The sequence below is a fragment of the Pseudomonas paracarnis genome, assembly GCF_904063055.1.
In the GTDB taxonomy this organism is placed as follows: domain Bacteria; phylum Pseudomonadota; class Gammaproteobacteria; order Pseudomonadales; family Pseudomonadaceae; genus Aquipseudomonas; species Aquipseudomonas paracarnis.
Window position 1 is genome coordinate 507995 of the sequence record NZ_CAJFCN010000002.1, and the last position, 14302, is coordinate 522296.

The window sequence follows — 14302 nt, forward strand, 5'->3', positions numbered from 1 at the left end:
GCTACCAATTCATTCGTTGAACCGCCGGGGCGGCTTACTCAAATTCTGTGTCTGTGGGAGCTGGCTTGCCTGCGATGGCATCACTGCGGTCTTACTGATACACCGCGTCGTCTGCATCGCAGGCAAGCCAGCTCCCACATTGGATCGCATTAGCTGTCCAGCGCTTTGTATTTTTCGCGCAGGTGGTTACGAATCCACACTGCCGACAGGTTGAGCGTGGCGATCACCAGCACCAGCAGCAACGCGGTGGCGTACACCAAAGGCCGTGCCGCTTCGACGTTGGGGCTCTGGAAGCCGACGTCATAAATATGGAAGCCCAGGTGCATGATCTTCTGATCCAGGTGCAGGTACGGGTAGTTGCCGTCCAGCGGCAGCGACGGCGCCAGTTTCACCACACCCACCAGCATCAGCGGCGCCACTTCACCGGCGGCGCGGGCCACGGCGAGGATCATGCCGGTCATCATGGCCGGGCTGGCCATCGGCAGCACGATCTTCCACAGCGTTTCCGCCTTGGTCGCGCCCAGTGCCAAGGAGCCTTCACGCACGGTTCGAGGGATCCGCGCCAGGCCCTCTTCGGTGGCCACGATCACCACCGGCACCGCCAGCAGCGCCAGGGTCAGCGAAGCCCAGAGCAGCCCCGGCGTACCGAAGGTCGGCGCAGGCAGCGCTTCAGCGAAGAACAGACGATCGACCGAGCCCCCCAATACATACACGAAGAAGCCAAGGCCGAACACGCCGTAGACGATCGCCGGTACACCGGCCAGGTTGTTCACGGCGATGCGGATGATGCGCGTCAAGGTGTTCTGCTTGGCGTATTCACGCAGGTACACCGCGGCCAGTACGCCAAACGGGGTCACGATCATTGCCATGATCAGGGTCATCATCACGGTGCCGAAGATGGCCGGGAAGATCCCGCCTTCGGTGTTGGCTTCCCGTGGGTCATCGCTGAGGAATTCCCAGACCTTGCTGAAGTAGAAACCGATCTTGGTCATCGTGCCCATGGCGTTCGGCTGGTAGGCGTGCACCACTTTGCCGATGCCGATTTCCACTTCCTTGCCGTTGCCGTCACGCGCCGTCAGGGCGTCGCGGTTGAATTGGGCATGCAGGTCGGCCAGGCGCGCTTCGATGTCCTGGTAGCGCGCATTCAGCTCGGCGCGGTCGGCGTCCATGTCGGCCTGGGCGGCAGCGTCGAGCTTGCCTTCCAGTTCCAGTTTGCGACCGTGCAGGCGGATGCGCTCCAACCCGGCGTTGATCGCGCCAATATCGGTTTTTTCCAGGCTCTTGAGCTGAGCGGCCAGCTTGTTCACGCGGTCCACGCGAGCTTGCAGCTCCGGCCACGCGGCCTCGCCTTCGGCAATCACCTTGCCGTCCTGCTTGACGTTGACCAGGGTGCCGTAGAAGTTGCCCCACTCACGACGCTCGATGGCCATCAGGTTCGCAGGCTTGCTCTGGTCCTTCAGCCACTCGCCGACAATCCAGGTGAAGTCGTTGCCGTTCAGGTCGCGATTGCCGACCTTGATCAGCTCACGGGTCATGAATTCCGGGCCTTGGTCCGGCACTGGCAGGCCCGCGCTTTTCAGACGCTCACGCGGCACTTCTTCTTTCTGGACCACTTCGCCGATGACGATGTGGTTGGCCTGGCCTGGCACGTTGTAGTTGGCCTGGATCAGGTCGGCCGGCCAGAAATGGCCCAGGCCCCGCACCGCAATCACAGCCAGCAAACCAATGGTCATGATGACCGCGATGGACACCGCGCCACCGCTGATCCAGACGCCGGGGGCGCCGCTCTTGAACCATCCATTCAGGGAGTTCTGTTTCACAGACTTCTACCTTTCTTAAAGCGACGAGTATTTCTTGCGCAGACGCTGACGAATCAGCTCGGCGAGGGTGTTCATGATGAAGGTGAACAACAGCAGCACCAGCGCCGAGAGGAACAGCACGCGGTAATGACTGCCGCCCACTTCCGACTCGGGCATCTCCACCGCAACGTTGGCCGCCAGGGTGCGCAGGCCCTCGAACAGGTTCATCTCCATCACCGGGGTGTTACCGGTGGCCATCAGTACGATCATGGTCTCGCCCACGGCGCGGCCCATGCCGATCATCAGCGCCGAGAAGATGCCCGGGCTGGCGGTGAGGATGACCACGCGGGTCATGGTCTGCCACGGCGTGGCGCCCAGTGCCAGGGACCCCAGGGTCAGGCCGCGTGGCACGCTGAACACGGCGTCTTCGGCGATGGAGTAGATGTTCGGGATCACGGCAAAACCCATGGCCAGGCCGACCACCAACGCGTTGCGCTGGTCGTAGGTAATGCCCAGATCGTGGGAGATCCACATGCGCATGTCACCGCCGAAAAACCAGGTTTCCAGGTACGGGCTCATGTACAGCGAGAGCCAACCCACGAACAGGATCACCGGAATCAGGATCGCGCTTTCCCAGCCATCGGGAACGCGCAGGCGGATCGACTCAGGCAAGCGGCTGAAGACAAAGCCGGCGACCAGGATGCCAATCGGCAACAGCATCAACAGGCTGAAAATGCCCGGCAGATGCCCTTCCACATACGGCGCCAGGAACAGGCCGGCGAAGAATCCGAGGATCACCGTCGGCATGGCTTCCATCAGTTCGATCACCGGCTTGACCTTGCGGCGCAGGCTCGGCGCCATGAAGTAAGCGGTGTAGATCGCTGCAGCAACCGCCAGTGGCGCCGCCAGCAACATGGCGTAGAACGCGGCCTTCAAGGTGCCGAAGGTCAGCGGGGCCAGGCTCATCTTGGGTTCAAAATCGGTGTTGGCGGCCGTGGATTGCCAGACGTATTTAGGCTCGTCGTAGTTCTCGTACCAGACCTTGCTCCACAACGCGCTCCACGACACTTCCGGGTGCGGGTTGTCGAGCAACAACGGTTGCAGCTTGCCACCCGCCTCGACGATCACACGGTTGGCCCGTGGCGACATGCCGAACAGGCCCTGGCCATCGACCACCGGGTCCACCAGCAAGGTGCGATGGGCGGTGCTGTGGAACACGCCGAACTGGCCAGCAGCATCCAGGGCGGTGAAGCCTTTGCGGCGCTCTTCAGCGCTGATTTCGACGATGGGTGCAGTGCCCATCTGGAAGGTGCGGATCTGCTTCAGGCGTTGCTCGCCATCCGGGTCACGGGCCATGAACCACTGGGCCAGACCGCCTTTGGAGTTACCCAGGATCAGCGAGATGCCGCCGACCAACTGGGTGCTGGCGGTGATTTCCGTGTCGGCGTCTTCCAGCAGCTTGTAGCGCCCGTTGAGGCTCTTGTCGCGCAGGCTGAACACGTCGGCCAGGGCACGGCCGTTGATCACGTACAGCCACTGCTGGCGTGGGTCGATGAAGATCGCCTTCACCGGCTCGGTCATCTGCGGCAGCTCGACACGCTTCTGCTCGCTGGTGACCTCACCGGTCATCATGTTTTCTTCGCGGCTCAGGGTCAGCACGTTCAAGTGCGAACCGGCGGAACCTGCCACCACCAGGGAGGTGTCGGTGGCGTTGAGCGCGACGTGCTCCAGCGGGCGACCGGCGTCATCCAGCACGATCGGCGTTTCGCCGTAGGGGTACTCGATCGCTGGGGTGATGGTTTTCTTGCCGTCGGGGTACGACACCTTATAGGTGTGGCGGAACACCAAAGACTGGCCATTGGACAAGCCGAGAATCACCAGCGGGCTGCCCGGCTGATCTTCACCAATGGAAGCAACACTGGTACCGGCCGGAATCGGCAGGTCGACACGCTTGAGCTCGGCACCGGTGTCCACGGCAAAGAACAGCGCCTGGCCCTTGTCGGAAACCCGCATGGCGACCTGGTTCTGTTCTTCGAGGGAGATCATCAACGGCTTGCCGGCGTCCTGCATCCAAGCGGGCGTCAACGCGTCTTCCTTGGTCAACGAGGCGCCCTGGAACAATGGCGCAACCACATAGGCGAGGAAGAAGAAGATCAGGGTAATGGCGGCCAGCACGGCGAGGCCGCCGACCAGCACATACCAACGGGTGAAGCGATCCTTGAGCGCGCGGATGCGGCGCTTGCGTTGCAGCTCAGGCGTATTGAAATCAATGCGCTTGGGAGGGGAAGTCGTCGTCATGGTGGAATTGGCCAGATCATTCATGCGCACACCCTAGTGATCCTGTATGACAGAAAGATGACAGTGCAGTGACGCAACAAATCCGCCGCGAAGCAGGGCTGGCAGCGGATAAAAAATTAGGGATGCAGACTGCTTATGTGGGAGCGGGCTTGCCCGCGATGGCATCAACACGATTTCAACGCTAAACCGCGTCGCCAGCATCGCGGGCAAGCCCGCTCCCACAGAAAAGCATGCGTCTACATCAGGTATCGCAGGCTTAGTTGCCTTCTTTCAGACCCAGGTCAGCCAGGGCCTTGGCGGCGACTTTGGCTGGCAGCGGGATGTAGCCGTCTTTGACCACCACTTCCTGGCCCTGCTTGGACAGCACCAGTTTCACGAACTCAGCTTCCAGCGGTGCCAGTGGCTTGTTCGGGGCTTTGTTGACATACACGTAGAGGAAACGCGACAGCGGATACTTGCCGTTCAGGGCGTTCTCTTCGGAGTCTTCGATGTAGTCAGTGCTGCCTTTCTTGGCCAATGGCACGGTCTTCACGCTGGCGGTCTTGTAGCCGATGCCCGAGTAACCGATGCCGTTCAGCGAGGAGCTGATCGACTGCACGACCGAAGCCGAGCCCGGTTGTTCGTTCACGTTTGGCTTGTAGTCACCTTTGCACAGGGCTTCTTCCTTGAAGTAGCCGTAGGTGCCGGATACCGAGTTACGCCCGAACAGTTGCACTGGCTTGTTGGCCAGGTCGCCGGTCACGCCCAGGTCACCCCAGGTTTTCACATCGGCTTTGGCGCCGCACAGACGCGTCGAGGAGAAGATCGCATCGACCTGTTCCATGGTCAGGTGCTGGATCGGGTTGTCCTTGTGCACAAATACCGCCAGGGCATCCACCGCAACCGGGATTGCCGTTGGCTTGTAGCCGTACTTCTGCTCGAAGGCCGCCAGTTCGGTGTCCTTCATCTTGCGGCTCATCGGGCCCAGGTTGGAGGTGCCTTCAGTCAACGCAGGTGGCGCAGTGGCAGAGCCGGCAGCTTGAATCTGGATGTTGACGTTCGGGTATTCCTTTTTGTAACCCTCGGCCCACAGGGTCATCAGGTTAGCCAGGGTATCGGAACCGACGCTGGACAGGTTGCCCGACACACCAGTGGTCTTGACGTAAGCCGGGATTGCCGGATCAACACCAGCGGCCACCGCGTTGGCGGTCGCAACGCCAGCAGCGACAAAAGTCATTGCCGCCATCAAACGTTTCAGTTTCATGCCTTGCTCCTAGCAGATAGGGATAATTGGATCGGGGCCAAGTATCGGCAGGCCGTGTGAACACTCTATGTCTGAAATATGACAATTAGATGAAAGGCCACTATCTGAATGTGCAGGCTTCAGCGACCGCGTTTCCACAGATACCCGCCCACCAGCATCCCCATCACACACAGGACGGCCACATAGTAAGCCGGGCCCATCGGGCTCTCCTTCATCAGCAGCGACACCGCCAATGGCGTCAACCCGCCGAACACGGCATAAGCAACGTTGTAGGAGAACGACAGACCGCTGAAGCGCACCACCGGCGGGAAGGCTTTGACCATCACGTAGGGCACCACGCCGATGGTGCCGACAAACAAGCCGGTCAGGGCATACAACGGGAACAGCCAGTCCGGGTGGGCCATCAGGCTGTGATACAGCGTCCAGGAGGTCGCCAGCAACAGTGCGCAACCGGTGACCAGCACGCGACCGGCGCCAAAACGGTCGGCCAGCGCGCCTGCGGCGATGCAACCCAGGCTCAAGGTCACGATGGCCAGGCTGTTGGCCTGCAGTGCCACCGTGGGGCTGAAGTGATAGATAGTTTGCAACACGGTCGGGGTCATCAGGATGACTACCACCACGCCGGCCGACAGCAGCCAGGTCAACAGCATCGACAGCACAATGGCGCCACGGTGATCGCGCAATACGGCGCGCAAGGGCAGTTCAGCGGCCAGGCTCTTGCGTTGCTGCATCTCGGCGAAGATCGGGGTTTCATGCAGCCAACGACGCAGATACACCGACAGCAGGCCGAATACGCCGCCGAGTAGGAAAGGAATCCGCCAGGCGTAATCAGAGACCTGTTCCGGTGTATAGGCGCTATTGATGGCGGTAGCCACCAACGAGCCCAGCAGAATACCGGCGGTGAGGCCGCTGGTCAGGGTGCCGCAGGCGTAGCCGATGTGGCGCGGCGGCACGTGCTCGGAGACGAACACCCAGGCGCCCGGTACTTCGCCGCCAATCGCAGCGCCCTGGATGATGCGCATCAGCAGCAACAGGACCGGCGCCCACAGGCCGATCTGCGCGTAGGTCGGAAGCAAGCCCATGATCAGGGTGGGCACGGCCATCATGAAGATGCTCAAGGTGAACATTTTCTTGCGGCCCAGCAGGTCACCAAAGTGCGCCATGATGATGCCGCCCAAGGGGCGGGCCAGGTAGCCGGCGGCGAAGATGCCGAAGGTCTGCATCATGCGCAGCCATTCGGGCATGTCGACGGGGAAGAACAGTTTCCCGACCACGGTGGCGAAAAACACAAAGATGATGAAGTCGTAGAACTCCAGCGCCCCGCCCAAGGCAGACAGCGACAGGGTTTTGTAGTCGTTGCGGGTCAGCGGGCGCGAGGGTTGCGCACTGCTTGCAGGCACGGAGGACATGGCAAGGCTTCTCTTATAGTAATCATCGTAAAGGACTGCACGCCCGTGACTTGCGGCGGGTTTGGCAAGATAGCAAATCGCCTGAAAAAGCACAGCGCCAGGAGCACAGTTGCGCGCAAAAGCCCCAATACAGCGTCTATTTACCGACCAAATGAGCGTCGGAAGGTCGTCGTGGCGCCAGGGTCTCGATATACTCGCCGGTGCAAGCGCCAGACCCGCTGTCTTGAGGGGCTGCTGTGCCAAAACGCTGTTGGGTACCATCCAGCCGATTTGGCAGAGTTTCCCTTTAGTTCGCCTTACGAGAAACGCATCGAGCGGTGTATGTTGGTGCTGAAACGTTTTTCTGAGAAGACGGCTATCCACTTGAAATACCCATGAAGCGTCACGGGTCAGAGGCACCCTCGGCATGATCGAACTCGAACAAGAAGATCCTATCCCGCAAGGCGATCTCGCCCTGCAAATCACCGCGCTTCCGCGTGAAACCAACGGTTTTGGCGATATCTTCGGCGGCTGGCTGGTCGCGCAGATGGACCTGGCCGGCACGGCAATGGCCAGCAAGGTCGCCGGTGGGCGCGTGGCCACCGTGGCCATTGATCGCATGGCGTTCCTGGTGCCGGTAGCCGTGGGCGCGCAGCTTTCCTTCTATACCCAGGCCCTGGAAATCGGCCGCAGCTCGATCCAGATGATGGTCGAAGTGTGGAGCGACGATCCGTTGTCCAGCGAATGGCGCAAGGTGACCGAAGCCGTATTTGTGTTCGTCGCCATCGATGGCAGCGGCCGCACGCGCTCGGTACCGTCACGGGCGCGTTAAACCTCGCCGGGTTTTAACGGTCAATTGCCCCATTGCCTGCCACTAAGAGAGCTTTGTCATGCCTACGCCCCACGTTGAGACGGTAAAAATCGACGAGCTGGACTGCTGGCGCATCCGCCACAACGGCGCCGAGTTGATGGTGGCCCAACAGGGTGCGCATATCTTCAGTTACCAGCGCGAGGGCGAACAGCCGCTGATCTGGCCGAACCCTGAGGCCGTGTTCAAGCAGGGCAAAGGCATTCGTACTGGCGTACCGGTGTGCTGGCCGTGGTTCGGGGTGTTCGACCGCAACCCGCAAAGCGTCAAAGCCATGCGTCAGAGTAATCAGCCTGCCGGCGCCCACGGTTTTGTGCGCACCGCCCGCTGGGAATTGGCCACCACCGAACTCGACGGCCAGACGCTGCGAGTGGACCTGGTTTTGCCGGTGCCGGCTGGCGGCTTTCCAGGCTGGCCCCATCAGGTAGACCTGACGCTGAGCCTGCTGTTGGATGACCAACTGCACATCCGCCTGACCAGCCACAACCGCGGCGCCGACATCGTGACCCTCAGCCAGGCATTGCACACCTACTTCGCCGTGAGCGATGTGCGCAAGGTTCAGGTCGAGGGCCTGGATGGCGTGGCTTACATCGATACCGCCGACGGGTGGGCCGAGAAACAGCAAGCCGGGCTGCTGCACTTCAGCGCCGAAACAGACCGCATTTACCTGAATACGCCGGCACAGCTGAATATCGTCGATAGCGATTGGCAGCGCCGTATCCAGCTCACCAGCGAAGGCTCGAAATCCACCGTGGTCTGGAACCCCTGGACCGAACGCGCCAAGGCTTTCGACGATATGGCCGATGACGGCTGGCAGGGTATGTTGTGCATCGAGACGGCCAACGTGCTGGACGATGTGGTGAACCTGGCGCCCGGGGAAAGCCACACCTTGGGCGTGAGCATCACGGCCCAGGCCTTGTAAACCCAACCCAATGTGGGAGCTGGCTTGCCTGCGATGCAGGCAACTGGGTGTATCAGGAACACCGAGGCGCTGCTATCGCAGGCAAGCCAGCTTCCACAGGGGTTATGCTTTGGGCTTTAGAGATCAGACTCCTGCACCACCCGTACCTTCCCGGCCTCCAGCGCGTACGCGGCATCTGCCAAGTCGTTATTGACCTTCTCCACCTTCAACGTGCCCGTGACCCACAGCGGCGTGTAGATATCATCCAGCTTCAACCCCTTGGGATAGCGCACCAGCACCAGTTGATTAGGCGGCGGTGGTGGCACGTGTATGCAGGCGCCCGGGTAAGGCACCAGGAAGAACAATGTGCTGCGGCCCTTGGCGTCCGTTTCAAGCGGCACCGGATAGCCGCCAATGCGGATATTTTTGCCGTTCATGGCTGCGACGGTCTTGGTGGAATACATCACCGCAGGCAGGCCCTTGCTCTGCTTCAAGCCACCCTTTTCGGTGAACGTGCCTTGAGCTTCGGGAGAGTTATGGTCGATCTCGGGCATGGCTTCGAGAGCTTTCTGATCCGACAGCGGCATCAGGTCGAGCCAGTCGGTTTCCGGCAGTTCGCCAGCGTGCGCCAGGCCAGAGCCCAGCAGAAGAAGCGTTAACAGAAGACGGCGCATGGAGAGGCTCGGCAAATACAAGTGCCGAGCATTCTAGCCCTCTGCGCCTGCGCAGCGCAGAGGACTTTGTCGGCTGATTACTTCTTTTTGATCAGGCCGTAGATCACCAGCAACACGATGGCACCCACCAGCGCGCCGATGAAACCTGCGCCCTGGCCTGCCTGGTAGATCCCCAGGGCCTGACCGCCGTAGGTCGCGGCCAGGGAACCGGCGATACCCAGCAGGATGGTCATGATCCAGCCCATGCTGTCGTCGCCAGGCTTGAGGAAGCGCGCCAGAAGGCCGACGATCAAGCCGATAAAGATGGTTCCGATGATACCCATGGCATTTCCCTCTGATTGGTATGAGTCATGCCAAAGCCTAGTCAGGCTTTGGCATCCTGCAATCAGAGAGACGCAGAACCCCAATGGTTCCCGCCGTGGCCAGGCTTATTGTTCGGCGATCAGTGCTTCAACCTTGAGGATCTGCGCCTGCAGCGTCGCACGATCCTTGCAACGCAGGTTGACGTGGCCGACCTTGCGCCCGGCCTTGAAGGCCTTGCCGTAGTGGTGCACGTGGCAATCGTCGATCGCCATCACACGCTCCACCGGCGGTACAGAGCCGATGAAGTTGAGCATGGCGCTCTCGCCGACCTTGGCCGTGGAGCCCAACGGCAAGCCCGCCACCGCCCGCAGGTGGTTTTCGAACTGGCTGCACTCGGCGCCTTCAGTGGTCCAGTGTCCGGAGTTGTGGACGCGCGGGGCGATTTCATTGGCCTTGAGGCCACCGTCGACTTCAAAGAACTCGAACGCCATCACGCCAACATAATCCAGCTGCTTGAGCACACGGCTGGAATAGTCTTCGGCCAGGGCCTGCAGCGGGTGGTCAGTGCTGGCTACCGACACTTTCAGGATGCCGTTGACGTGAGTGTTGTGCACCAACGGGTAAAAGCGGGTTTCGCCATCACGGGCGCGTACGGCAATCAGCGAGACTTCGCCAGTAAACGGCACGAAGCCTTCCAGCAGGCAGGCAACGCTGCCCAGCTCGGCAAAAGTGCCGACCACATCGGCCGCGGTACGCAGGACTTTCTGACCCTTGCCGTCGTAACCCAGGGTGCGGGTTTTCAACACCGCCGGCAGGCCGATGCTGGCGACCGCGGCGTCCAGGTCTGCCTGGGACTGGATGTCGGCGAAGGCCGGCGTCGGAATGCCCAGGTCCTTGAACATGCTCTTTTCGAACCAGCGGTCGCGAGCGATGCGCAAGGCTTCGGCGCTCGGGTACACCGGCACGAACTGCGACAGGAAGGCCACGGTTTCGGCCGGGACGCTTTCGAATTCGAAGGTCACCAGGTCGACTTCATCGGCCAGTTGGCGCAGGTGGTCCGGGTCGCTGTAGTCAGCGCGCAGGTGTTCACCCAGGGCCGCAGCGCAGGCGTCCGGCGCCGGGTCCAGGAAAGCGAAGTTCATCCCCAGCGGCGTACCCGCCAAAGCCAGCATGCGGCCCAGTTGGCCGCCACCGATTACACCGATTTTCATCAATAACAACCTCAGGCGATGCGTGGGTCTGGATTGTCCAGCACGCTGTCTGTCTGCTCAGCACGGAATTTTTTCAGCACCGCATGAAACTGCGGGTGCTTGGCGCCCAGGATGCTGGCGGACAGCAAGGCTGCGTTGATCGCGCCGGCCTTGCCGATCGCCAGGGTTGCCACCGGAATGCCAGCCGGCATCTGCACGATGGACAACAGCGAATCCACGCCCGAGAGCATCGACGACTGCACCGGCACGCCAAGCACGGGCAGGTGAGTCTTGGCCGCGCACATGCCAGGCAAGTGCGCCGCGCCGCCGGCACCGGCGATGATCACCTCGATGCCACGGGATTCTGCTTCATCGGCATACTGGAACAGCAAATCCGGGGTGCGGTGGGCGGAGACCACCTTCACTTCGTACGGAATGCCGAGTTTTTCCAGCATATCGGCGGTGTGGCTAAGGGTGGACCAATCGGACTTGGAGCCCATGATCACGCCAACCAATGCACTCATCGTCGTGCCTCTTCTCTCTGGGCGCCCGCAGGCGCGTCAAAAAACAACAAGCCACGCGGGAGACCGGCGTGGCTTGGTGTACGAATTAAGGCCGGTTGGACCGGCCGAAGGCCGCGCAGTATACCGTAATAATCCAGATAAACAGCCCCTGGGATGACCATCTGTCTAGCGGCGCAAAGTGGCGGTTTTATTGACTTAAGAGTCAGCGAAAACACCACGAAATCCTGTGGGAGCTGGCTTGCCTGCGATAGCAGTGGATCAGCGCAAAATAGGTTGGCTGACACACCGCTATCGCAGGCAAGCCAGCTCCCACATGTGTTCTGCGCTGGGCTCAAGCGCTTTGCGCCGCCCCACCTTCAAGCTTCCTCCACAACAACCGCACATTCGCCTTGCGCACCAACGCGCAGCGATACAGACGAATCTCCAGCGGCACGTGCCATTGCGGCCCGCCACACACCACCAGTTCGCCGCGCGCCAACTCTGCACGTACGCTCAACTGCGGTACCCAGGCGATTCCCAAGCCTTCGAGCGCCATGCTCTTGAGGCTGTCGGCCATGGCGGTTTCATAGATGGTGGTAAAGCGCAGAGCCCTCTGGCGCAGCAGCAAATTCACCGAGCGGCCAAGGAACGCGCCGGCGCTGTAGGCCAGCAGCGGCACGCTGCCCTCGCCCTCCAGGTCGAACAGCGGCTTGCCCTCGGCATCGGCGGCGCACACCGGGAGCATTTCGGTGTTGCCCAGGTGCAGCGACGGGAAAATCTCGGCGTCCATTTGCATCGCCGCGTCCGGGTCGTAGAACGCCAGCATCAGGTCGCAACCGCCTTCGCGCAGGGCGTGCACGGCGTCGCCGACGTTGGTGGCCACCAGCCGCGTGGCGATATTCAAGCCCTCGTTGCGCAACTGCGCGATCCAGCGCGGGAAGAACCCCAAGGCCAGGGAGTGGGCGGCCGCCACTTGCATGACTTCGCCCTGCCCGCCTTCCAGGTGATGCAAATGGCGCAGTACTTCACCGAGCTGTTCGACCACGGTGCGCGCCGTCACCAGAAACAACTGCCCGGCCGCTGTCAGTTCCACCGGCGTGCGTGAACGGTTGACCAACGTCAGCCCCAACGCGGCTTCCAGGCTGCGGATACGCCGACTGAACGCCGGCTGGGTGACAAAGCGCCGCTCAGCCGCCTGGGAAAAACTACGCGTCGCCGCCAGGGCGCTGAAGTCTTCCAACCACTTGCTCTCAAGGTTCATCACTGCCTCCCACGGAATGCACCATTTTGGCACACACGCCCGCCAAGATAACCGGGTCACATCCACATTATGCCGTTTGTGCATAGGCCAGTGTTTAACAGCATTGGCCCAAAAAGTTCTACAAGCCTAGCATTCGCAGCGTTCCGGCCAGTTCCGGGTCCATATTGAGATGATTTCCGTCATGTCCTCTGCTGCATCATTCCGTACCGAAAAAGACCTGCTTGGCGTACTCGAAGTACCGGCTCAAGCGTATTACGGCATCCAGACCCTGCGAGCGGTGAATAACTTCCGCCTCTCGGGCGTTCCGATTTCGCATTACCCGAAATTGGTGGTCGGTCTGGCAATGGTCAAGCAAGCGGCCGCTGACGCCAACCGCGAGTTGGGCCAGCTCAGCGAAGCCAAGCACGCTGCCATCAGCGAAGCCTGTGCGCGTCTGATCCGCGGCGATTTCCACGAAGAGTTCGTGGTGGACATGATTCAAGGCGGCGCCGGCACTTCAACCAACATGAATGCCAACGAAGTCATCGCCAACATCGCGCTGGAGGCCATGGGTCACCAGAAAGGCGAATACCAGTACCTGCACCCCAACAACGACGTGAACATGGCGCAGTCGACCAACGACGCCTACCCGACCGCGATCCGCCTGGGTCTGCTGTTGGGCCATGACGCGCTGCTGGCCAGCCTCGACAGCCTGATCCAGGCGTTCGCCGCCAAAGGCGCCGAGTTCAGCCATGTGCTGAAAATGGGCCGCACCCAGTTGCAAGACGCCGTGCCGATGACCCTCGGCCAGGAATTCCGCGCCTTCGCCACTACTTTGGGTGAAGACCTGGCCCGCCTGAAAACCCTGGCACCGGAGCTGCTGACCGAAGTGAACCTGGGCGGCACCGCCATCGGTACCGGCATCAACGCCGACCCACGCTACCAGGCCCTGGCCGTACAACGCCTGGCCACCATCAGCGGCCAGCCGCTGGTACCGGCGGCCGACTTGATCGAAGCCACCTCCGACATGGGCGCCTTTGTACTGTTCTCCGGCATGCTCAAGCGTACCGCCGTGAAGCTGTCGAAGATCTGCAACGACTTGCGCCTGCTGTCCAGCGGCCCACGCACCGGCATCAACGAGATCAACCTGCCGGCTCGCCAGCCAGGCAGCTCGATCATGCCCGGCAAGGTCAACCCGGTAATCCCGGAAGCGGTCAACCAGGTAGCGTTCCAGGTCATCGGTAACGACCTGGCCCTGACCATGGCAGCCGAAGGCGGCCAACTGCAGTTGAACGTGATGGAGCCGCTGATCGCCTTCAAGATCTTCGACTCGATCCGCCTGCTGCAACGCGCCATGGACATGCTGCGCGAGCACTGCATCGTCGGCATCACCGCCAACGAAGCGCGCTGCCGCGAACTGGTGGAGCATTCCATCGGCCTGGTCACCGCGCTGAACCCGTACATCGGCTATGAAAACGCCACCCGCATTGCGCGTATCGCTCTGGAAAGCGGGCGCGGCGTGCTGGAACTGGTGCGTGAAGAAGGCTTGCTCGACGACGCCATGCTCGACGACATCCTGCGCCCGGAAAACATGATTGCCCCACGTTTGGTCCCGCTGAAGGCCTAAGCGTTTGTTGCACCGCTCACCAGGTTGAGGGACTAGACACCTCTCACCTTTTGAGGGCCTGAAGGCTCGTTCTTCAGGCCCTTTTTTTTGCCTTGAGGTTGCTCCATGACGCCCATAAAAAATCTAATATCGCACCGCAAACCTTCCTCGCCTTGCGCGACCGCGCTGAAACCTTTAATCGCCCCGTGCAGACGGATCACGCTCGCCTAGGTATAGTGCCGCCCCTCTTCGCGTCTGCGGCTGTCGGTAACGAGGCCCGGGAACCACG

Annotated in this window: 12 protein-coding genes; 3 read left to right on the top strand and 9 right to left on the bottom strand. The window is 61.3% G+C overall.

Features of this window, described 5'->3' with window-relative positions; all coding sequences use genetic code 11:
• Positions 1-149: 149 nt before the first annotated feature.
• The 4 genes from pstA to JMV15_RS06975 form a co-directional block, all read right to left on the bottom strand.
• Positions 150-1820 (bottom strand): phosphate ABC transporter permease PstA, encoded by a 1671-nt coding sequence (pstA, locus tag JMV15_RS06960; RefSeq protein ID WP_014720515.1) that lies wholly within the window; start codon positions 1818-1820, stop codon positions 150-152.
• A 15-nt stretch (positions 1821-1835) separates the two neighbouring features.
• Entirely contained in the window at positions 1836-3869 is a 2034-nt protein-coding gene (locus JMV15_RS06965; RefSeq protein WP_172832677.1) for an ABC transporter permease subunit, read from the bottom strand.
• A 484-nt stretch (positions 3870-4353) separates the two neighbouring features.
• Positions 4354-5340: a phosphate ABC transporter substrate-binding protein PstS gene (locus JMV15_RS06970; protein WP_003195633.1), complete on the bottom strand. Its 987-nt coding sequence runs from the start codon at positions 5338-5340 to the stop codon at positions 4354-4356.
• Between the two features lie 119 nt (positions 5341-5459).
• The gene (locus JMV15_RS06975) at positions 5460-6749 is read right to left on the bottom strand and encodes an MFS transporter (RefSeq protein WP_014720517.1); all 1290 of its coding nucleotides are present in this window, start codon (positions 6747-6749) and stop codon (positions 5460-5462) included.
• Positions 6750-7155: 406 nt separating this feature from the next.
• Here JMV15_RS06975 and JMV15_RS06980 point away from each other — a divergent pair, with 406 nt between their 5' ends.
• Both JMV15_RS06980 and JMV15_RS06985 read left to right on the top strand, forming a co-directional pair.
• Positions 7156-7560, top strand: coding sequence for an acyl-CoA thioesterase (locus JMV15_RS06980; protein ID WP_003176975.1), 405 nt, complete (start codon positions 7156-7158; stop codon positions 7558-7560).
• A 58-nt stretch (positions 7561-7618) separates the two neighbouring features.
• On the top strand, positions 7619-8518 hold the full coding sequence (locus tag JMV15_RS06985) for a D-hexose-6-phosphate mutarotase (protein ID WP_019818138.1): 900 nt from the start codon (positions 7619-7621) through the stop codon (positions 8516-8518).
• 116 nt (positions 8519-8634) lie between these two features.
• On the opposite strand, the gene JMV15_RS06990 is transcribed toward JMV15_RS06985, so the two are convergent.
• The 5 genes from JMV15_RS06990 to JMV15_RS07010 all read right to left on the bottom strand — a co-directional run bounded on the left by JMV15_RS06990 (position 8635) and on the right by JMV15_RS07010 (position 12428).
• Positions 8635-9171, bottom strand: coding sequence for a DUF3299 domain-containing protein (locus tag JMV15_RS06990; protein ID WP_014720519.1), 537 nt, complete (start codon positions 9169-9171; stop codon positions 8635-8637).
• A gap of 77 nt (positions 9172-9248) precedes the next feature.
• Entirely contained in the window at positions 9249-9494 is a 246-nt protein-coding gene (locus JMV15_RS06995) for a GlsB/YeaQ/YmgE family stress response membrane protein (protein WP_005792540.1), read from the bottom strand.
• 105 nt (positions 9495-9599) lie between these two features.
• Positions 9600-10685, bottom strand: coding sequence for a 5-(carboxyamino)imidazole ribonucleotide synthase (locus tag JMV15_RS07000; protein ID WP_014720520.1), 1086 nt, complete (start codon positions 10683-10685; stop codon positions 9600-9602).
• 11 nt (positions 10686-10696) lie between these two features.
• Entirely contained in the window at positions 10697-11188 is a 492-nt protein-coding gene (purE, locus tag JMV15_RS07005; protein ID WP_003195648.1) for a 5-(carboxyamino)imidazole ribonucleotide mutase, read from the bottom strand.
• 331 nt (positions 11189-11519) lie between these two features.
• Positions 11520-12428, bottom strand: a complete 909-nt coding sequence (locus JMV15_RS07010) for a LysR substrate-binding domain-containing protein (RefSeq protein ID WP_019818139.1) — start codon at positions 12426-12428, stop codon at positions 11520-11522.
• A gap of 181 nt (positions 12429-12609) precedes the next feature.
• On the opposite strand from JMV15_RS07010, the gene aspA reads away from it, so the two are divergent.
• Positions 12610-14034 (top strand): aspartate ammonia-lyase, encoded by a 1425-nt coding sequence (gene aspA, locus JMV15_RS07015; protein WP_003195657.1) that lies wholly within the window; start codon positions 12610-12612, stop codon positions 14032-14034.
• The last annotated feature ends 268 nt before the right edge of the window (positions 14035-14302 follow it).